19 protein-coding genes and 1 tRNA gene are annotated in these 18,781 nt (G+C 64.3%); 8 read left to right on the forward strand and 12 right to left on the reverse strand.

The window, feature by feature from the left end:
* Nucleotides 1–70: 70 nt before the first annotated feature.
* From IVB27_RS29740 to IVB27_RS29755, 4 genes are all read right to left on the reverse strand, one after another.
* Nucleotides 71–1,720, reverse strand: coding sequence for an ABC transporter ATP-binding protein (locus IVB27_RS29740; RefSeq protein WP_247446443.1), 1,650 nt, complete (start codon nucleotides 1,718–1,720; stop codon nucleotides 71–73).
* Entirely contained in the window at nucleotides 1,720–2,607 is an 888-nt protein-coding gene (locus IVB27_RS29745; protein WP_247338844.1) for an ABC transporter permease, read from the reverse strand. Before IVB27_RS29745 ends, IVB27_RS29740 begins: the two co-directional genes overlap by 1 nt.
* A 19-nt stretch (nucleotides 2,608–2,626) precedes the next feature.
* Nucleotides 2,627–3,568, reverse strand: a complete 942-nt coding sequence (locus IVB27_RS29750; RefSeq protein ID WP_007602533.1) for an ABC transporter permease — start codon at nucleotides 3,566–3,568, stop codon at nucleotides 2,627–2,629.
* A gap of 167 nt (nucleotides 3,569–3,735) precedes the next feature.
* Nucleotides 3,736–4,866, reverse strand: coding sequence for a M20/M25/M40 family metallo-hydrolase (locus IVB27_RS29755; protein ID WP_247446444.1), 1,131 nt, complete (start codon nucleotides 4,864–4,866; stop codon nucleotides 3,736–3,738).
* A gap of 267 nt (nucleotides 4,867–5,133) precedes the next feature.
* Between IVB27_RS29755 and IVB27_RS29760 the strand changes: the two genes are divergently transcribed.
* Nucleotides 5,134–6,744, forward strand: a complete 1,611-nt coding sequence (locus tag IVB27_RS29760; RefSeq protein ID WP_247446445.1) for an ABC transporter substrate-binding protein — start codon at nucleotides 5,134–5,136, stop codon at nucleotides 6,742–6,744.
* 37 nt (nucleotides 6,745–6,781) lie between these two features.
* Here IVB27_RS29760 and IVB27_RS29765 read toward each other — a convergent pair whose 3' ends face one another.
* Nucleotides 6,782–6,925 carry a hypothetical protein gene (locus IVB27_RS29765; RefSeq protein WP_247446446.1) on the reverse strand — a complete coding sequence of 48 codons (144 nt, stop codon included), beginning with the start codon at nucleotides 6,923–6,925 and terminating at the stop codon, nucleotides 6,782–6,784.
* Nucleotides 6,926–6,978: 53 nt separating this feature from the next.
* Here IVB27_RS29765 and IVB27_RS29770 point away from each other — a divergent pair, with 53 nt between their 5' ends.
* Nucleotides 6,979–8,565, forward strand: coding sequence for a glycosyltransferase family 39 protein (locus IVB27_RS29770; protein WP_345946935.1), 1,587 nt, complete (start codon nucleotides 6,979–6,981; stop codon nucleotides 8,563–8,565).
* A gap of 9 nt (nucleotides 8,566–8,574) precedes the next feature.
* Here IVB27_RS29770 and IVB27_RS29775 read toward each other — a convergent pair whose 3' ends face one another.
* The 3 genes from IVB27_RS29775 to IVB27_RS29785 all read right to left on the reverse strand — a co-directional run bounded on the left by IVB27_RS29775 (nucleotide 8,575) and on the right by IVB27_RS29785 (nucleotide 10,320).
* On the reverse strand, nucleotides 8,575–8,715 hold the full coding sequence (locus IVB27_RS29775) for a hypothetical protein (RefSeq protein WP_247446448.1): 141 nt from the start codon (nucleotides 8,713–8,715) through the stop codon (nucleotides 8,575–8,577).
* A gap of 53 nt (nucleotides 8,716–8,768) precedes the next feature.
* Entirely contained in the window at nucleotides 8,769–10,019 is a 1,251-nt protein-coding gene (locus IVB27_RS29780) for a multidrug effflux MFS transporter (RefSeq protein WP_247446449.1), read from the reverse strand.
* A gap of 212 nt (nucleotides 10,020–10,231) precedes the next feature.
* Nucleotides 10,232–10,320, reverse strand: a tRNA-Leu gene (locus IVB27_RS29785).
* A 172-nt stretch (nucleotides 10,321–10,492) separates the two neighbouring features.
* Between IVB27_RS29785 and IVB27_RS29790 the strand changes: the two genes are divergently transcribed.
* Complete coding sequence (locus IVB27_RS29790; RefSeq protein WP_247446450.1) at nucleotides 10,493–10,912, forward strand: twin-arginine translocation pathway signal; 420 nt, start codon at nucleotides 10,493–10,495, stop codon at nucleotides 10,910–10,912.
* Nucleotides 10,913–10,937: 25 nt separating this feature from the next.
* On the opposite strand, the gene IVB27_RS29795 is transcribed toward IVB27_RS29790, so the two are convergent.
* Nucleotides 10,938–12,140, reverse strand: a complete 1,203-nt coding sequence (locus IVB27_RS29795; protein ID WP_247446451.1) for an FAD-dependent monooxygenase — start codon at nucleotides 12,138–12,140, stop codon at nucleotides 10,938–10,940.
* A 19-nt stretch (nucleotides 12,141–12,159) separates the two neighbouring features.
* Nucleotides 12,160–12,405 carry a zinc-finger domain-containing protein gene (locus IVB27_RS29800; RefSeq protein WP_007602543.1) on the reverse strand — a complete coding sequence of 82 codons (246 nt, stop codon included), beginning with the start codon at nucleotides 12,403–12,405 and terminating at the stop codon, nucleotides 12,160–12,162.
* 307 nt (nucleotides 12,406–12,712) lie between these two features.
* Here IVB27_RS29800 and IVB27_RS29805 point away from each other — a divergent pair, with 307 nt between their 5' ends.
* Nucleotides 12,713–13,849, forward strand: coding sequence for a hypothetical protein (locus tag IVB27_RS29805; RefSeq protein ID WP_247446452.1), 1,137 nt, complete (start codon nucleotides 12,713–12,715; stop codon nucleotides 13,847–13,849).
* A 36-nt stretch (nucleotides 13,850–13,885) separates the two neighbouring features.
* A complete protein-coding gene (locus IVB27_RS29810) occupies nucleotides 13,886–14,641 on the forward strand; it encodes an alpha/beta fold hydrolase (RefSeq protein ID WP_247446453.1) in 756 nt (251 codons plus the stop codon).
* On the opposite strand, the gene IVB27_RS29815 is transcribed toward IVB27_RS29810, so the two are convergent.
* Entirely contained in the window at nucleotides 14,627–16,006 is a 1,380-nt protein-coding gene (locus IVB27_RS29815) for a hypothetical protein (protein WP_524536526.1), read from the reverse strand. The genes IVB27_RS29810 and IVB27_RS29815 overlap by 15 nt on opposite strands.
* A gap of 275 nt (nucleotides 16,007–16,281) precedes the next feature.
* Between IVB27_RS29815 and cysE the strand changes: the two genes are divergently transcribed.
* Together cysE and IVB27_RS29825 are read left to right on the forward strand one after the other, a co-directional pair.
* A complete protein-coding gene (gene cysE / locus IVB27_RS29820) occupies nucleotides 16,282–17,106 on the forward strand; it encodes a serine O-acetyltransferase (protein WP_247338828.1) in 825 nt (274 codons plus the stop codon).
* 149 nt (nucleotides 17,107–17,255) lie between these two features.
* Nucleotides 17,256–17,474, forward strand: a complete 219-nt coding sequence (locus IVB27_RS29825) for a DUF3126 family protein (RefSeq protein WP_027567779.1) — start codon at nucleotides 17,256–17,258, stop codon at nucleotides 17,472–17,474.
* A gap of 15 nt (nucleotides 17,475–17,489) precedes the next feature.
* Here IVB27_RS29825 and IVB27_RS29830 read toward each other — a convergent pair whose 3' ends face one another.
* A complete protein-coding gene (locus tag IVB27_RS29830; protein WP_247446454.1) occupies nucleotides 17,490–18,197 on the reverse strand; it encodes a hypothetical protein in 708 nt (235 codons plus the stop codon).
* A gap of 220 nt (nucleotides 18,198–18,417) precedes the next feature.
* Here IVB27_RS29830 and IVB27_RS29835 point away from each other — a divergent pair, with 220 nt between their 5' ends.
* The gene (locus IVB27_RS29835) at nucleotides 18,418–18,747 is read left to right on the forward strand and encodes a DUF6949 family protein (protein ID WP_247338823.1); all 330 of its coding nucleotides are present in this window, start codon (nucleotides 18,418–18,420) and stop codon (nucleotides 18,745–18,747) included.
* Nucleotides 18,748–18,781: the final 34 nt, after the last annotated feature.

Below are 18,781 nucleotides of genomic sequence, written 5' to 3' on the forward strand. Positions count from 1 at the left end.
TCGCGCCGTGCATGGCGTCAAGCTGTTTTGGGAATGCTTGCCGCAATCGCCGTCATGCGAGGGGGAGAGACTAAGCGCTCGCCGCCACACCCTCCGACACCGGCCGGAAATTCGCAAAGTCCCAGCCGCGGCCGGGCGCTGCCTCGAGCAAGGCTCTGGTGTAAGCCTCCTTCGGATGCGTCAGGACTTCGGCGGCCGGGCCCTGCTCGACGACACGGCCGTGCTGCATCACCACGACCTCGTCGCAAATCTGTGCTGCGACGCGCAGATCGTGGGTGATGAACAGGATCGCGATGCCGAGCCGCTTCTGTATCTCGTCGAACAGTTCCAGCACTTGCGCCTGCACGGAGACGTCGAGCGCCGAGACCGCTTCGTCCGCCACCAGCACGTCGGGATCGAGCGCGAGCGCGCGGGCGATGGCGATACGCTGGCGCTGACCGCCGGAGAACTGGTGCGGATAGCGCGAGACCGCATCGACCGGCAGGCCGACCAGCTCGAGCAACTCGCGGGCACGCTTCATTGCGTCGGCATGCGACACGCCGTAATTGATCGGGCCTTCCGCGATGCTTTCGCCGACGGTGACGCGCGGGTTGAGGGAGCGGTAGGGATCCTGGAATACAATCTGGATCTTCTTCCGATGCGGCTGCAACAGCCGCCGCGAGATGTCCGAGATCTCGCGGCCGGAAAGGCGCACGCCGCCGGAGGTCGGATCGATCAGGCGGACGATGCAGCGTGCCACGGTCGACTTGCCTGAGCCGCTCTCGCCGACGATGCCGAGCGTGCGACTCTTGCGCAGCGTCAGCGTGACCTTGTCGGCGGCGACGACCTCGCGGCCTTTGCCGAAGAACGCGCGCTCCTTGTAGACCTTGCCGAGCTCGTTGGCCTCCAGCACGACCGGCTCCTTGGTCTCGGGCCGCGCGGCGCGCGGCACCAGGCTAGGCACCGCGGAGAGCAGGTTGCGGGTGTACTCCATGGTCGGATTGCGCAGGATGGAATCGAGTGTGCCGGTCTCGACCAATCGGCCCTGCCGCATCACCGCGACGCGGTCGGCGATCTCGGCGACCACGCCCATGTCATGCGTAATGAACAGCACGGCCGTTCCGTGATCGCGCTGGAGGTCGCGGATCAGGGTCAAAATCTGCTTCTGCGTTGTGACGTCGAGCGCGGTGGTCGGCTCGTCGGCAATGAGCAGCTTCGGTTCGAGCACGAGCGCCATCGCAATCATGATGCGCTGGCGCTGACCGCCGGAGAGTCGGTGAGGGTAGGAGGCAAAGATGCGCTCGACCTGGGGCAGGCGCACCTGCTCCATCATGTCGAGGATGCGCTTCTTCCGCGCCTTCGCGTCGAGATTGGTGTGCGCGCGCAGGACTTCGTCGATCTGGCGGCCGACCGGCACCACCGGATTGAGCGCCGTCATCGGCTCTTGAAAAATCATCGCCATCCGCGTCGCGCGCAGCTGGCGCAGGCGGCGGTCGGTCGCGGTGAGCAGCTCTTCGCCGACCAGCTTGACGCTGCCGCCGGTGGGCACCAGCGTGCCCTTCGGCAGCAGGCCCATCGTGGTGAGCGAGGTCACCGACTTGCCCGAGCCGCTTTCGCCGACAAGGCACAGCGTCTCGCGCTCATGAACCTGGATCGAGATGCCGTCGATGATCTTCGGCCCATTGGGCTTCTTGCCGACGGAGACGGCGAGGTTGTTGATGTCGAGGATCGGGTTGGTCATCACTTGCCTTCCCGCTGCTTCATGCGCGGATCGAGTGCGTCGCGGGCGGCGTCGCCGATCAAATTGATGCTGAGGATCGCGATCGAGAGCAGCAGGCCCGGCCAGAAGATCAGCGTCGGCTTGAGCTGAAAATACTGGCGGCCCTCGGCCATGATGTTGCCCCAGGTCGGCGTCTCCGGCGAGATGCCGGCGCCGAGGAAGGAGAGGATCGCTTCGGTGAGGATCGCGGAAGCACAGACGTAACTGCCCTGCACGATCAGAGGTGCGATCGTGTTCGGCATCAAATGCCGCCACATGATCTTTGGCAGCGATGAGCCGACCGAGATCGCCGCTTCAACATAGGGCTCTTCGCGCGCCGACAGCACGACCGAGCGCACCAGGCGTGCCACGCGCGGAACTTCGGGGATCGTGATCGCGATCAGCACGGTCCAGAGGCTGGCGCCGGAAAGCGACACCACGGCGATTGCCAGCAGGATGCTCGGCATCGCCATCAGGCCGTCCATGATCCGCATCATGACGGAATCGACCAGCTTGAAGAAGCCGGAGACGAGGCCGATCGCCAGCCCAATGACGATCGACATGATCGCCGAGCCGATGCCGATCAGAAGCGAGATGCGCCCGCCATACATGACGCGCGACAGCAGGTCGCGGCCATAGGCGTCGGTGCCGAGCAGGAATTGCGCCGAAGAGGGCTTCAGCCGCTGCGAGGGCGCGAGCTGGATCGGATCATGCGGCGCGATCAACGGCGCCAGGATCGAGATCAGCACAATCAATGCAAGGCAGACGGTCGCTGCCGCGATGATCGGCGTCGAGGTGAGGAATCCGAAGCGCGGCCGCAACGGCGACGTGATCGGAATGGACGACTGGGGAAGGGTATCGACCGACATATTTGTTGTTATCCTTGCCTCAGTACCGGATCCGGGGATCGAGCAGCGTGTAGGCGACATCGATCAGGAGATTGACCACGACGTAGATCAACGACGTCAGCAAAATCATCGCCTGGATCACCGGATAGTCGCGCGCCAGCACCGCATCCACCGTGAGGCGGCCGATGCCGGGGATGTTGAACACGCTCTCGGTGACCACGACCCCGGAGATCAAAAGCGCAAAGCCGGTACCGATCACGGTGATCACGGGCACGGCCGCGTTCCGCAGCGCGTGGCGCATCATCACGGCGACCTCGTTGATGCCTTTTGCGCGCGCGGTGCGGACGTAGTCCTCGCCGAGCACGTCGAGCATCGCCGCGCGCGTCATGCGCGCGATCAGCGCGATGTAGATGAAGGACAGCGCGCAGGTCGGCAGGATGATGCGCTCGAAGAACGGTCCAAAACCGTTCGAGATGCTGCGGAAGCCCTGCACCGGCACCCAGCGCAGGTCGATGGCGAAGACCTCGATCAGGATGTAGCCGACCACGAACACCGGCACCGAGAAGCCGAGCACGGACAGGCCCATCACGAAACGGTCGATCCAGGTGCCGTGCTTCCACGCCGCGATGACGCCCAGGGGAACAGCGACGATGACGGCGAGAATGATGGTCGACAGCGCGATCGAGATCGACGGCTCCACGCGCTGGCCGATCATCTTCATGACGGGCAGGTTGGAGATCAGCGAAGTCCCGAGATCGCCGTGCAGCAGCTTGTTCAGCCAGGTGATGAACTGCACGATCAGCGGCTCGTTTAGGCCCAGTGAGGTGCGGATGCGCTCGAGCCGTTCCGGCGTGGCGTTGTCGCCGGCGAGAATTGCCGCGGGATCGCCCGGGGTGAGGCGGAGCAGGAGGAACACGAACAGCGCCACCACGCCCATCACGGGCACAGCTGCGAGAATTCGGCGAAGGAGATATCCGAGCAAGTTGGATCCCGTCAGATTAGAGTCAAATCAGAGGCCGCGGCTGCAGCCAGGGTTCTGCCATCAGCCTAACATTTCAGCAATTCCCGTGCCATCCGGACCACAGTTTTTGCAGTGCGGTCACCCTGTTTTGGCGATTTGGCTCGGTTTTGGTGAGCTGGCGCGCGTTGTCACTCCAGAGTCGCGAGCAGCCCCGCCATCAGCCGGCCGCGTTCGGCCAGGCTCTCGACCTCGATATACTCTTCGAGCGTGTGGCCGTTGCCGCCACGCACGCCCAGGCCGTCGAGAGTCGGGATTCCCCTTGAGCCCGTGAAATTGCCGTCGGAGCCGCCGCCGGAACTCGCATGCGGCAGTTCTGCGCCGAGCGACTTGGCGATACCGCGCGCCTTTTCATAAAGCGCCATGGTGCCGGCATCAGGCTCCCACACGGGACGTGTCACGCCGCGCGTCACCTTGAAGGCGACATCATTGGTTGTACCGGAGAGCGCCAGCATCCTCTCGACGCCGCGATCGAGGTCGGCCTGGCGCTTGGCCATCGACAGCGCCTCGCCGGTGGCGGTCGTGGCAACGCAATTGACCCATTGTCCGCCATGCACGACGCCGACCGAAAAGGTGCAGTCCTCGCTTGTCATCGCGTCGATGGCGAGGATTTGCCGCGCCATCTCGCGAATAGCCGAGCGGCCCGCCGACAAGGTCGCGCCGGCGTGGCTCGGCCGGCCCGTCGCCTCGAGATTGAAGCGCGCGATGGCGTAACGTCCGGTGGTGACGCCGTTGTCGGCGCGGCCGGGCTCCGGCACCAGCACGTATTTATTGCGCGAAGCCTCCGCCTCGATGATATCCCGCGTCGAGGGTGTGCCGACTTCCTCGTCGGGCGTGAACAGCACGGTGATCGGCAGCGGCGTCGTGAACGCGGCGCGGGCCAGTTGGCGGATCGCTTCCAGCGAAAGATAGTTGCCGCCCTTCATGTCGTAGATGCCGGGCCCGTAGCACTTGCTGCCCTCGCGGCGCCATTTCAGCTTCTCGATGGTGCCAACGGGGTGGACGGTATCCATGTGTCCGGCAATCAGAATGCCCGGCTCGCCCTGCTTCGGATGTGGAAAGCGTGCGCGGATCACGCCTCCATAGCCTTGGCGGCCGGCGATGCGCTCGATCGTCGCACCCATGATCGCCATCTCCCGCGCTGCGATATCGAGCATGCGATTCACGGCGCCAGCGTCCCAGGTCGGGCTTTCGCATTCCACCCAGCCGCGCAGGCCCTGGAGCATCGCTTCGGGATCAAAGGGGAGATTGGCTGGATTCATCTCAATGTCTCTCAAGCTTCGGAAGATGGAACGCGCATTGCATTGGCGGGGCGAGACAGGCGCAGAGTGTTGTAGAGCCAAACCGATCCTTGTGGAGCCCGTGCGCGCGCCGCTTGGGCTTGCAGCGAAACCGGATTGACGCGCTCGGCACTGTCTGCAAGTCTCGGAAAGATAAAGGCATTGCATGAGGTTGGTTCGCCTAAAGAACGAACCGGATGCTCAACCAATAACCTGCCTTTGAACAGTTTCACGTCAGGAGAAATTTTTATGTTTAAGTTGATGCGCCGGGGGACTCGCGCGTTCGCCTCCAAACTTGCGCTGTCGGTCGTCGCGCTTTCGACCGCGCTGGCTTCGCCGGCGCTTGCGGCCGGCAAGACCATCACGGCGGTGATGCATTCGGATCTGCGCATCATCGATCCGATCTTCACCACGGCCTACATCACGCGTGACCATGGCTACATGATCTATGACACGCTGGTGGCGCCCGATTCGAACTTCAAGATCCAGCCGCAGATGGCGGACTGGAAGATCTCCGACGACAAGCTCACCTACACCTTCACGCTGCGCGACGGCTTGAAGTGGCATGACGGTGCGCCGGTCACGGCGGAAGACTGCGTTGCCTCGCTCAAGCGCTGGGCCGCTGTCGACGGCATGGGCCAGAAGCTGCTCGACTTCACCGCGAGCATCGAGGCGACCGATGCCAAGACCATCACGCTGAAGCTGAAGGAGCCCTACGGCCTCGTGCTCGACTCGATCGGCAAGCCGTCCTCCCGCGTTGCCTTCATGATGCCGAAGCGCCTGGCCGAGACGCCGCCGGACAAGCAGATCCCCGAGCAGATCGGCTCGGGTCCTTTCAAGTTCGTGCAGTCGGAATTCCAGCCGGGCGTGAAGGCGGTCTACGTCAAGAACACCGACTACGTGCCGCGCAAGGAACCGTCGAGCTGGACCTCCGGAGGCAAGGTGGTGAAGGTCGACCGTGTCGAATGGATCACCATGCCGGACTCGCAGACCGCAGTGAACGCGCTGCAGTCGGGCGACATCGATTTCATGGAGAATCTGCCGTACGACCTGCTGCCGTTGCTGGAGGCGAACAAGGAGATCACGCTCGAGGTCTCGAACAAGTTCGGTTTCCAGACGCTCGGCCGGATGAACTTCCTTTATCCGCCGTTTGATAATGTCAAAGTGCGCCGTGCTGCCTTTCTGGCGATAAACCAGAAGGACGTTCTCGACGCGCTCGTCGGCAACGCCAAATATCAGAAGATCTGCGGCGCCTTCTTCGTGTGCGATACGCCATTCGCGACCGAGGTCGGTGCCGAGACCTTGATCAAGGGCAACGGCATGGCGGAAGCCAAGAAGGCGCTCGCCGAGTCCGGCTATGACGGCACCCCGGTCGTGATCATGGCGCCCGGTGACGTCACGACGCTGAAGGCGCAGCCGATCGTTGCGGCTCAGTTGCTGCGCGAGGCCGGCTTCAAGGTCGACCTGCAAGCGACAGATTGGCAGACGGTGGTGAGCCGCCGCGCCAGCCAGAAGCCGCCGAAGGAGGGCGGCTGGAACATGTTTTTCACGAACTGGGTCGCGGCCGACGTCTCCAACCCGATCGCCAATCTCTCGATCGGCGGCCAGGGCAAGAAGGGCGGCTGGTTCGGCTGGGCGGAAGACGCCAAGATCGAGCAGCTCAAGGACGCTTTCGTCCGCGCGCCCTCGCTCGACGAGCAGAAGAAGATCGCGGCGGACATCCAGAAGGAAGCCTATGAGCAGGTGATCTACATCCCGCTGGGGCAGTATCTCCTGCCGAGCGGCTGGCGTAAATCGCTGACCGGCGTGCTCGACGGTCCCGCGACGCCGCTGTTCTGGAACATCGACAAGTCGGAGTAAGGCGAAGGCGCCTCCTCGGCACATTTCGTCCGCATCATCATGCGGCGCCGCTGTCATCAGCGGCGCCGTTTTCTTTCGTCGATCTTGCGCAAGCTGAGAAGGCGGACACTTTCAAAATCTTCCAGTTTCCAATCATTGCTATTTGTTTCTGTTCTGAAGTAGATGTGTCGTTCTCGCGCATCACCTTCCTTCCTCCATTTGATTCCCGTGCCGATCGATTTTGCATTCCAGGCGATGGCCGAGCGGTCCGATCGCACGCCGGCGCGATGGCGCCTGCCATTCCTGCGTTGGCTCGACGGCGTCGAGGCGGGCTGGGCCGTGCCGCTTCTCATCGCTTGCTTCGTTGCGATCTGGACGCTCTATCTCGCCGTCGCCTATGCCGGCGGCGGCCTGCATCCTGATACGCTGGAGGCCTGGACGCTGGGGCGGCATTTCGCGTGGGGTTATGACAAGCACCCGCCGTTGACCGGCTGGGTTGCCGCGAGCTGGACCTCCGTCTTTCCGCTCAGCGACTGGTCGCTGCAATTGATGGCGATGGCCAATGCCGGGCTCGCGCTGGTCTTCGTCGATCTGGTCGCGCGTCAATTCGTGAGCGGGCATAAACGTATCCTGGTGCTCTTGCTCCTGATGCTGACGCCGGCCTATCAATTCCACGCCCAACGCTTCAACGCCAATGCCGTGCTGCTCGCGACCTGGCCGCTGGCGACCTGGTGCTTCCTGCGCGCGTTCGAGACGCGCGCGCCACTGTGGGCCGTCGCGGTGGGATGGACGACGGCGCTGGCAATGGTCGGCAAATATTATTCGATCTTCCTGATCGCGAGCTTCGCGTTTGCCGCGCTGGCGCATCCGGCGCGACGTCCCTATTTCACGTCGGCTTCGCCCTGGATCTCGGTGGTTGTTGGGCTTGCTGCTCTGTCACCGCATCTTTATTGGCTCGCGACGACGGGGGCATCGACCTTCGCCTATGCGCTGAACCATGCCAACGGCAATGCTGCGAGCTCGCTCGGTGAGGTCAGGAACTTCCTGCTGGGGCTGGCGGCGGCGATGAGTGCGTCGGTCGTGCTCTGGGTCCTGATCGCCGGTACGCGGCTGAAGCAGTTTCCGGCCGATTTCGCCGCGATGAATCCGGGCCTGCGGCTTCTCTTCTATGTTGCCATCGGCACGATTGCGCTGCCGGTCCTGATCTCGCTGGTGATCGGCACTGATCTGCCGTCGCTGTGGGCGTTGCAGGGGTTGTTCCTGTTCGCCGTTCTCGTGGTCTGCGGCACAAGCTACCCGATCCAGCGCTTCTACACCGTCAACCTCACCGTGATCGTGGCCGGCGTCGCGCTCGCGGCCGTCCTCGTCGCTGCGCCGATCCATGCCGTCTATCGCAACGATCACGGTTACGAGGAGGGACGCAATCTTTACGCGCAGGCGGCCAGCGAACTGACACGCCAGTGGCGCGAACTGACCGGCGAGCCGCTCGCCGCCGTCAGTGGCGACGATTCGCTGGCCTTCGCGACGGCGTTCTACAGCCCGGACCACCCGCACTACGCGCGGCCGTTCGCGTATCAAGATGCCTCGGGCTTGCCGCGCAAGACGACGCTGGACCGCGGCTGGGCCGCGCTCTGTTTCCGCGATCAGGATGATTGCAGCCGGTGGATGGAGTTGGTGTCCGGGCGCGCCGGGCACTTCGTCAGGCGGGAGTTCACCGCGCAGGCGCAGCTATGGGGCCGGCCCGGTATCTCGCGGGAAGTGATAGTGATGATGGTGCCGCCCCGTGGAACGCCCGAGAGCGCCGCAGACGATTTCAGCGCCAGCAGACGCGCGGCGGAATAGGCGTCGCGCTCAACAGTGGCTGTCGCGGACCCGCTCGAGCCCTTCGCTCGCGAATGGTACGGTAAAGGCGGGCTTCTCGGCGTTCGACGGCGTGCGTTCCGTCTTGGCTTGTTCCGCGGCATCGTGATCTTTACGGTGTTCCGGTTCCATGGAGCAGCCTTTCAAATTGCTGCAGTACAACATCGAGAATGCCGCGAAGTTCCTCACGCGATAGAGCGATGATGCGGCTTAAACAGCCGTCCCTTTTCCACCACCAGCACGATCGCGAGAGCTGCGAGTGACGACACGAAGAAGCCGACCGAGAACGGCATCAGCGTGCCGTCGAAACTTTGTCCGATCGCCATGCCGACGACGATGCCGATCAACGTCGTGATCGAGCCGTAGAGCGAGGACGCCGTGCCGGCGATGTGGCCCTGCGGCTCCATGGCGAGTGCGGTGAAGTTGGCGACCATCATTCCGAACGAGAACATCATCAGCGCCGAGAGCACCATGAACACGGGAAGCGGCAGCATGCCGAGGCTTTCCGTCAGCAGCATCACAGCCGCGACCGCGGTGTAAAGCGTCAGCGCGCCGTGCGAGATCACGCGCATGCCGAGGGTTCCGACCAGCTTTGCATTGAGGAAGCCGGCAATGGCCGTACCGGCCGCGATCGCAGCGAAGGCGATCGGGAAGTAATGGCCGAGGTGATAGATGCCGGTGAAGACCTGCTGGGCCGAGAAGACATAGGCAAATAGCGCGCCTATGACGCTGCCGGCAGCCGTCGCATAGCCAATGGTCTGGCGGTTGGTCACAGTCTGCCGGAACGCCGAGAGCACGTCGGCAGGCGCCAGCGATCTCCGTTGGGACTCGGGAAGGGTTTCAGGCAGTCGCAGCACGCTCCATGCGAGCGCGAGCAGGCCGTAGAGCATGAGCACGACGAAGATGCCGCGCCACGCCGTCACCAGCAGAACCGCCTGACCGAACGAGGGCGCGATCACGGGCACCGCGATGAACACCATCATGGCGAGCGACATCACGCTCGCCATCCGGCGGCCGACATAGCAGTCGCGCACGATCGAGGTTGCGATCACGCGCGTTGCCGAGGTGCCGAGCCCTTGCAGCGCACGCGCCAGCAGCAGCGTCTCGAACGAAGGCGCCGCGACCGCCAGCACGCTCGCCACCGCATAGACCGCCATGCCGCCGAGCAGCACTGGGCGGCGCCCGAAGCGGTCCGACAATGGGCCCATGACGAACTGGCCGGCGCCGAAGCCGATCAGGAAGGTCGACAGCACCAACTGAAGATGGTTGGCGACGGGGATATTGAAGGCTGACCCGATATTGGGCAGCGCCGGGAGCATCATGTCCATCGCAAGCGGATTCAGCGCCATGATCGACGCGATCACGATGACGAATTCGGGAAAACCCATCGGACGATGTCCCGCGGACACCCAATCGTCGGCATTGACGTCGGACAAGGAAGCTCACCTCTGATTTCAGAGGCTTTATCCAACACCCATGCTGCATTGCACAAGCTATGTTTCGGGATGGCTGGCAGGCAGAGCCGGAACGGCACCTGCGAGTGCACGATGATTGCGTCATCGCCTGCACGCTGAAGGATTGAACGCGGGAGGTCGGCATCAGTGCATTTTGGGATCATGCTGCTGCACGTTCGCGCCGTCAGCTCTCGTGGTGCGGGCAGCCGGGGTCGAACCGGCACAGCGCTTGCGCGCCGAGGGATTTTAAGTCCCTTGCGTCTACCAATTCCGCCATGCCCGCTTGATCCAAAGAGATCAAACACTTAAGTCCCTTCCGGCCGTCTGGAATTGGCGCCTGGTGGGCCGGTTGGGCGGTTCTTCCTTAAGCGAGCCGGCCGCACAAGGCAAAGCCTCAATGCGGACATCTGTTGCTGCTTTAGGCATTCTCAATCCACTGGGACTATTCATCCGGCATGTCAGCTTTGATCCAATATCGCCTGCGCGCGTGCTGCATGGCCGTCGCACTGGTCGCGGCCGGCTTGGCGCTGTCTGGTTGTGCCGGCATGAGCGAGACGGTCGCTCCGGCCTTTGCCGATCCTGCCAAATACGAATTATACGAGTGCAAGCAGCTCGAGTCGGAGCGCAAGACGCTCGCCACCCGCACCGCGGACTTGCAGAGATTGATGGACAAGGCGCAGACGGGCACCGGCGGCGCCGTCGTGTCAGAGCTCGCCTATCGCAACGAATACATCTCGGTGCGCGGGCAGGCGCAGCTAGCCGAAGACGCCTGGCGTCGCAACAAGTGCCGGGAAACGCCACCCGAGGCGACACCGGCCGCCGCGCCCGCGCCTGGCGCCAAGCCTGCCTCGAAATCCGCAAGATCGGTGCGCTGAGACATCGCGCCGACGGTGCCTCGCATCAGGGACGCCAGTCGTAGATCCAGTCCTGCCGCGCCAGCATGCGGTCCGGGCCGAGCGTGCGGATCGCAAGATCGCGTGCGAACGCGAGCGGCCCCCTGAAATGATAGATGCGGCCCTGCTGCTGCGCCGTCCGCTGCACCCGCCGCACACGCGTCTGGCGCGCACCGGCGTATTGTCTCAGTGCAGCAGCGATGCCCGCGGTGCCCTCGGCGGCCTCAAGGGTCAAATGCTGCGCGAGCACGGCGGCATCCTCGATCGCCATGCCGGCGCCCTGGGCCGCAAACGGCAGCATCGCATGCACGGCGTCGCCGAGCAGTGCGACCGGGCCTTTGCTCCAGGGGCAGTCGTCAGGCACGCCGAACAGTGCCCATTTCCGCCAGCTATCGACCGTGGCGAGCATCATCCGCGCCGCCGGCGGCCAGCGCGGCGCGCCGAAGGCCTCCATCACCTCGAGGGGATCGCCGGGCGTGCTCCAGCCCGGCCTGTTCCAGGTGCCCGGCAGCACCGCGACCACGTTGATCTGGCGTCCGCCCGCGATCGGGTAGGCGACGAGATGGGCGTTCGGCCCCATCCAGAGCTGGACCCGGCGCGCGGTGTAGTCCTTCGGCAGTTGCGTGGCATCGAGCGTGCCGCGCCAGGCGATCAACCCGGAGAAGCGCGGCTGCACCTCGGGAAACAGATGCTGGCGCACCGTCGACCAGATGCCGTCGGCGCCGATCAGCGCACTGGCGAGATCGCTGCGGCGGATCGTGCCGCTGCGATGGACGACCGTCAGCCCCTTGGCGTGAGGCGCGACGTCTTCGAAGGTCGCGCCGAGTTTCAGGTCGATATCGGGATGGTCGGCGACTGCGCCGGCGAGGGCGGATTGCAGGTCGGCGCGGTGCACCACCCAATAGGGGGCGCCGGCGCGCGCGGCGGCAGCTTCTCCCAGCGGCATGCGCAAAAGTTCGCCGCCGGCCCGCGCGCTCATGATCGAGACCGCCTCCGGGGTCACGGCGCGCAGCTTGAGCCGCTCGGTGAGGCCGAGCTCGACCAGCACGCGGCTGGCATTGGGGGAGAGTTGCAGACCGGCGCCGACTTCCTCGAGCCGCTCGACCTTTTCCAGCACGACGATGCGGAAGCCGCGGGCCGCGAGCGCAAGCGCAGCCGTCAGTCCACCTATGCCGGCACCGGCAATGACAATGGTTCGGGAGAGCGCCACCCCTGACCGATGGCAGCGGTCAGGCCACCTTGTCCTTCAGGACGCATTCCGGCGGGCGGGCTTCGCCCGCCTTCAGGTCGGCGGCGAAGCGGTACAGCGTCGAGCAGTAGGGACAGATGATCTCGTTGTCGTTGCCGAGGTCGAGGAAGACGTGCGGATGGTCGAACGGAGGGTTGGCGCCCACGCACATGAACTCTTGCGAGCCGATTTCGATGACGGGGACACCGGCATCGTTATGGAAGTGCGGGACGACATGGTCGGACATCGTAGTTCATCCTGGAGTGGCAATGGCAGCAGATACAATCACGACAGACGCGGCATCATTATGGCGCGGCGGACCATACTGGCGGGTCAAGATGATTGCTAGTCCAGCGGAACCGAAAGTCCGCAATTGCCCCATGCTCGTTTTGCTCATGCAAATTCGACACAATCTTGCGGCTTGAGAGAAGCCCTTCTTTCGTCGGGGACGTTGTGTCGCAACTTTGGCATACTATGTCGGTGGGCGAGCGCAATTGCGACGAAAGACGAACCGTCAAGGCGTCAACGATCTCAGGACCGTCCAGGTTTTCCGCATGAAATGGCTGCGAATCAGCACAGCGTTGACCGGTATTGCGGCATGCGGCTTCATGCTCGCGCAGGTAGCACCGCATGCGCGCGAGGCCGGCGCGATTTTGGCCGCCCAGGAGGATCCCGCCGCGCTCTCCGAACTCAAGCTCGATGCGCTGCTGCGGCAAACCGATCGTCTGATTCAGAACAACATCGAGGCCGCGCTCGCATCGGGCGACGCCGATCTCGCGGACAGTTTTGTCGCGTTGGCGCACGACCGCAACGTCGCGCTGCCTGACGACCTCCTGAGCCGCGTCAGCGACGCGGTCAAAGACGAAAATTCCACCTCGCATTTCGCAAAACGGTTTGCCGCCGGGCTCGTCACCGGCAACGCGGACGATGTTGCGAGCCTGTCGGGAACCGTGGCCGGCGATCTCTTCGTGATCGGCGACATCAGGGACGTCGTCCGCGAGGGCAAGCATCTCGCCATGGGCGAGGAGACCGATCGCCTGGTGCTGGGCCTTGCGGCCGCTGGTCTCGCGGTCACGGCCGTGACCTATGTCTCCGTCGGCGGCGCCGCGCCGGTGCGCGCCGGGCTGACGCTGCTGAAGGACGCGCGCAAGGTGGGGCGACTCGGCGAAGGACTCGCGGCATGGGCCGGCCGGTCCGCGCGCGAGGTCGTCGATACCCCGATGCTCCAGAACGCGGTCGCCTCCGGCTCGGTGCTGCGGCCGGGTCAGACCGCGAGTGCGATCAAAGCCGCGTTCCACGCCGAGAAGGCCGGCGCACTGGTTCGGCTCGGCAAGGATGTCACGCGCGTCGTCGAGAAGACCGGCACGCGCGGCGCAATGGATAGCCTGCGCATCGCCGAAGGCCCCAAGGATGTCGCACGCGCGGCCCGGCTCGCGGAAGCGCAGGGCGGCAAGACGCGCGCGATCATGAAGCTGTTCGGCCGCGGCGCGCTGCTGCTGATCGGCGGCGCGTTCAATCTCGCACTCTGGCTGTTTGGTGCGGCCCTGACGCTGTTCGGCCTGTTGTCGTCGATCAAGGCGACGACGGAGCGCCTGACCCAGGCCTGGTGCGATCGCAGACGGACGCGGCGACTTCGCCGGGCCCAAATCGCAGCCGAAGCCGCTCTGGCAAGCGCTGCCGTCACGGCCTAAGATCGACTTCTTCCCCTCAAGATTGCGGAACTGATGATGCCGAGCTTTCACAACGGCGCCGTTGAAATCGCCTATCTCGACGAAGGCGAGGGCGATCCGATCATCCTGGTGCACGGCTTTGCCTCCAGCAAGAACGTGAACTGGGTCTATCCGACCTGGGTTTCGGAGCTGCGCAAGAACGGCCGCCGCGTCATTGCGCTCGACAATCGCGGCCATGGCGAAAGCGCAAAGCTCTACGAGCCCTCGCAGTACTCGATCCCCACCATGGGCGGCGACGTGGTCGCGCTGATGGATCATCTCGCCATCCCGCAGGCCGATCTCATGGGCTATTCGATGGGTGGACGGATGACGGCCTGGCTCTCCCTCAACGAGCCGCAGCGCCTGCGTTCGGCAATCCTCGGCGGCATCGGCATCGGCGGCCTGATCGAGGGCACCGGGCCCGGCGAGAACGTGGCGAAGGCGTTGGAAGCGCCCTCGCTCGACGACGTCACCGATCCCGTCGGGCGCACTTTTCGCGCTTTTGCAGACCAAACCCGTTCCGACCGCAAGGCACTCGCCGCCTGCCTGCGCGGCACGCGCGACCTCATGACGAAGGACGAGGCCGCGCGGATCGATTTGCCCGTGCTGATCGCGGTTGGCAGCACCGACGACGTCGCGGGCTCGGCCAGCGCACTCGGTGCCATCATCCCGGGTTCGGAAGTGCTCGACATTCCGAACCGCGATCACATGCGTGCGGTCGGCGACAAGGTCTACAAGACCGGCGTGCTCGATTTCCTGTCACGCCGCAGCTGAGGTCTCGGCCGCCGGTTCGTCGTTGCTGAAGCGCCGCGCCAGTGCCATCAACACCACGAAGGTAGCAACCCACACCATCCGCGCGCCATAGCGGTCGTGTGGTCCGGAAATCACGCCGCAGATGAAGGCGTTGCCGAGCAGTGCCAGCCCGACGGTTGCCGCCAGCAATGTCAGATCGTCGAGCCGGCGGTTCCTGAGCGAAAGCGCGAGCAACACGACCAGCGCCAGCATCGAGGCCAGCGCGACGGGAACGTGCAGCCAGTTGACGTCGTCGAAATTGACAGCCCAGTGCTGCTGGCGCGCCGCGCGCATCTGCGCGACCTGCGCGGGGATGTAGCGCTCGATGACGCCATAGGTGTGCGGGATCCAGCCATTGGTGCCTTCGCCGGTCGCCACATGCAGCAATTGCTGGCCCATGGCTTTCAAGGCTGCGCCGGCCTGCCACGCCGGATAGTCGGTGAGCGAATGCACGACGATGGTGCCCATCTCGTCGTTCATGCCTTCGAAGCGGCCGAGCGTGTTGAACATGCTCTTGCCCCACAGGAATTCGTCGGCGGTCGCCGGCAATTCGTTGCGATAGGGACAGAGCTTGTAGCGCTCGCGCGGGCAATGGTCGTTGAGGTAGCGCGCGACGATGCCGTCCTGCATCATGCGGCCGAACGCGACGCCGTAGCCGCCGGGGGTCCAGGCCCATTTGCCCGACAAGGCATGGTTCGCCGACACCAGCATCAGGCCGCCGGCGACGATCGTCATACTCGCTTGAGCCAATGCGGCGATCGGAAGCCGGCGCCCCAGCAATGGTCGCGCCATCCAGCCGGCGACGCAGAGCCCGAGCAGCACGCCGAGCGTGGCGCTGTGGGTCGCGGCAGCAAAGGCGGTGAAGACGAACAGCGAGATTTTCTCGAGCACGAAGGTCCGCGGTCCAGCGACGACCAGCAGGAACAGCGATAGCACGGACAGCCCTGCAAAGATGTCGGTGAGCAGCATGCTGGCAAGCCAGGGCAGCGCGGTCGACAGGATCAAGAGCAGGCTGATCGCGACGAAGCGGAACGTCTGCATCAGGCCGAGCACGCGCAAGGTGAGCTGCAGCAGCCACAGCGTTGCCACCGACTGCACCGCGAGGTTGATCCAGAAACCAAAACTCTCGCCATAATGCAGATAGAGGCCGAACACGGTGGAGCGGCTCGGGACGAGGTAGCCCTCGTACCAGCGCGCCAGATAGCCGCCGGTATCCCACTGCAACAGCGGATAGCCGTTCCAGAACGCCGGTGCGATCATCATGAGCGGCAGGGCCATCGCGGCCAACCGCAGCCAGAATGAGCCCGCGGCCCCCGCGCGCAAATGATCGGTGGTGGTGGTGGTCAAATCCGCTCCGTCCTCGCGCGGACCATGCCCGCAATCACGGTTGAGGCGGAATTCACCAATAGTTTGACGCCGCCCGGCTTGAATTTGACGAAACCCTGACCATTTTGAGCCGACCTTGCCGCTTGGGGCGTCAGAATAAGTAGTTGTGATTCAACGCGTTGGCATACTTTCGCGGGACAACGCACTGTTCACTCTCAGGCAAGCCCGTCGGGACTTTGTCGCCTAGACTGTGTTATAGAGCCAGCAAAACTAGCCAATTCGAAAGAACAGATCCCATGGCAGTGCATCAGGTCAATCCGGGAGGGAAGCTCGCAACGCTTGATCCGATCTGGGATCGGATCCGCGGCGAAGCTGAGGACATCGTCCACCGCGAGCCGGAGCTTGCGACCTTCATCTATTCGACGGTGCTGCACCACAGCCGCCTGGAAGATGCGGTGATCCATCGTGTCGCCGACCGGCTCGATCACTCCGCGCTGTCGGGCGATCTCGTGCGCCAGACCTATGACGAGGCGCTGCGCGACGATCCCGATCTCGGCAACGCCTTCCGCGCCGACCTCGTCGCCGTCTACGACCGCGACCCCGCGACCTCGCGCTTCATCGATCCCTTGCTCTACTTCAAGGGCTTTCACGCCATCCAGACCCATCGCCTCGCGCACTGGCTCTGGCTGAAGGGCCGCAAGGATTTTGCGTATTATCTCCAGAGCCGCGCGTCTGCGGTGTTCCAGACCGACATCAATCCTGCCGCGCGCATCGGCCGCGGCATCTTCCTCGACCACGCCACCGGCTTCGTCTGCGGTGAGACCGCCGTGATCGAGGACGACGTCTCGATCCTGCACGGCGTCACGCTCGGCGGCACCGGCAAGGAGAACGAGGACCGCCATCCGAAAATCCGTCACGGCGTCCTGATCGGCGCCGGCGCAAAAATCCTCGGCAACATCGAGATCGGCCATTGCGCGCGCATCGCGGCCGGCTCGGTCGTGGTCAAGCCCGTGCCGCACAACGTCACGGTCGCGGGCGTGCCCGCCAAGGTCGTCGGCGAAGCCGGCTGCGCCGAGCCGTCGCGCACCATGGATCAGATGATCAACGCCATGGGACTCTGAGACGGGACTCTGAGACGGGGCTTTGAGCTTGTCAGAAGGGCCGGATTTTCCCGCCGTTTGGTCCCCAAATTCTTTGGCAATTCATGCTGGCGGTTGGTCGCGTCTCGTCCTAAAACCCCGCCAACCCAGATTTCGATTGGAGACTTACCGTGGACGTCAAGGAAGTTAGGAAGCTCGACGCGTACTTGAAGCGCGTATTCGGCAATTCCAAGATCCGCGTCGTGCCGCGGCCGAAGAAGGATGATTCCGCCGAGGTTTATATCGGCGAGGAATTCATCGGCGTGCTCTTCGTCGACGACGAGGACGACGATCGCTCGTTCCAATTCCAGATGGCGATCCTCGAGGACGATCTCGTCGATCAGGAATAATCGTCACCACGAGTGTTAGAGCCGCGGCCCGCGCAACTGCGCGGCGAGCCGGTCCATCGCTTCCGCCGCATCGCGCCATTGCGAGAGCCAACTCCTCGGAAAGCGGAAGGTGAGGTCGGCGCCGCCGACGCGGCGTTCGGACAGGCACATGCCGGGCGTCGCTGCATCGCGCGTACAGCGCGCGGTCAGCGCGGGACTTGCAGCAGAATAGAAATCCTCGCTGCCGTAAGGCGTATCGGCGCGGAACATCCGCATCGTCAGCCCGTCCGCGGGCATCGCCGCAGCCTGGTCGAGATAGCGCGGATATATCGTGGCGGTACGCTGCTCGGGCGAGAGCGCATCGCGATGCGCGGCGATCGACAGGAAGATGCGGTCGATCGGCTGCATTGCCGCATCCACGCTATCGGCGGTGACGTGCTTCGGCGCGCCCGGCGGTTCCAGCGAAGGGTACAGGAAGTCGAGATCGATCCGCTCCTGCGGCCCGGAGTGGCGCTGGATCTTCATGCGGATCGCTGTCATCGGCAGGTTGAACAGCGTACCGCCGACGCTCACCGGCAGCTTGTCCGGGGCGTTCGCGCCGCTACTGCCCCAGGTCGGCCACAACAAATAGGCGACGAGCGCGACCGCGCACACCGCGGCCGCGCCGCCGAGCAAGATCGGGACGACATGCGCCCGGGTTCGCGTTCGGGGGGACTGAGGAGAGGTTGCCGAAAACACCGTCATGAGCCGCGCGAATGAGTCCGAAGTCGGCCGATGGCCGACGAATCAGCCGCGAATATGCCACGCGGCGGCGATTTCGCGGAGCGTTCGCCGGCTGCGGGAAAGGGAGAGGGGCCTGCGCGGGATAGCCGGCGGCGTTAACCTTCCCTTAAGGATAATGTAGCGTTAACCAGCCCTATTTGTCACAGGAAGGCTCCGGCGTTGCGTAAGGCGGACCGTTCCGATGACACCTGAAGCTCTCAACACTTTCTTCTCCATCTTCATCGGTTTTGCGCTCGCGGGCGCACTCGTGAGCGGATACCAGGCGGTCGCACAGCGGCCTGCCGGCTTCGGCCTGCTGCAGGACGGCGTGGCGCCGAAGACCTTCGCGGCGGTTCCGTTCCTGGTGTTCGCGGCGCCCTTCATCATCATGCGCAACACCCTGCGCGGCATGCAGGTGGAAAGCCGCCGAGTCGAGTTCGTGATGATGGCGACCGTCATCGCCGGCTTCTGGAGCATGATGAGCGGCACCTTCTTCCTGATGACGCTGCGCGCGGCCGGCGTTCTGGTCTGATGCGCGCGCTTTAAGAGCTGCCGGCGCGGCGGCC

It is taken from the genome of Bradyrhizobium sp. 197 (assembly GCF_023073375.1).
GTDB lineage: Bacteria > Pseudomonadota > Alphaproteobacteria > Rhizobiales > Xanthobacteraceae > Bradyrhizobium.

What these genes read in the sequence shown, in the direction of transcription:
- IVB27_RS29740 (WP_247446443.1), bottom strand. Translation starts at nt 1,720, where the DNA reads ATGACCAACCCGATCCTCGACATCAACAACCTCGCCGTCTCCGTCGGC.
- IVB27_RS29745 (WP_247338844.1), bottom strand. Translation starts at nt 2,607, where the DNA reads ATGTCGGTCGATACCCTTCCCCAGTCGTCCATTCCGATCACGTCGCCG.
- IVB27_RS29755 (WP_247446444.1), bottom strand. Translation starts at nt 4,866, where the DNA reads ATGAATCCAGCCAATCTCCCCTTTGATCCCGAAGCGATGCTCCAGGGC.
- IVB27_RS29760 (WP_247446445.1), top strand. Translation starts at nt 5,134, where the DNA reads ATGTTTAAGTTGATGCGCCGGGGGACTCGCGCGTTCGCCTCCAAACTT.
- IVB27_RS29765 (WP_247446446.1), bottom strand. Translation starts at nt 6,925, where the DNA reads ATGCGCGAGAACGACACATCTACTTCAGAACAGAAACAAATAGCAATG.
- IVB27_RS29770 (WP_345946935.1), top strand. Translation starts at nt 6,979, where the DNA reads ATGGCCGAGCGGTCCGATCGCACGCCGGCGCGATGGCGCCTGCCATTC.
- IVB27_RS29775 (WP_247446448.1), bottom strand. Translation starts at nt 8,715, where the DNA reads ATGGAACCGGAACACCGTAAAGATCACGATGCCGCGGAACAAGCCAAG.
- IVB27_RS29790 (WP_247446450.1), top strand. Translation starts at nt 10,493, where the DNA reads ATGTCAGCTTTGATCCAATATCGCCTGCGCGCGTGCTGCATGGCCGTC.
- IVB27_RS29800 (WP_007602543.1), bottom strand. Translation starts at nt 12,405, where the DNA reads ATGTCCGACCATGTCGTCCCGCACTTCCATAACGATGCCGGTGTCCCC.
- IVB27_RS29805 (WP_247446452.1), top strand. Translation starts at nt 12,713, where the DNA reads ATGAAATGGCTGCGAATCAGCACAGCGTTGACCGGTATTGCGGCATGC.
- IVB27_RS29810 (WP_247446453.1), top strand. Translation starts at nt 13,886, where the DNA reads ATGCCGAGCTTTCACAACGGCGCCGTTGAAATCGCCTATCTCGACGAA.
- cysE (WP_247338828.1), top strand. Translation starts at nt 16,282, where the DNA reads ATGGCAGTGCATCAGGTCAATCCGGGAGGGAAGCTCGCAACGCTTGAT.
- IVB27_RS29830 (WP_247446454.1), bottom strand. Translation starts at nt 18,197, where the DNA reads ATGACGGTGTTTTCGGCAACCTCTCCTCAGTCCCCCCGAACGCGAACC.
- IVB27_RS29835 (WP_247338823.1), top strand. Translation starts at nt 18,418, where the DNA reads ATGACACCTGAAGCTCTCAACACTTTCTTCTCCATCTTCATCGGTTTT.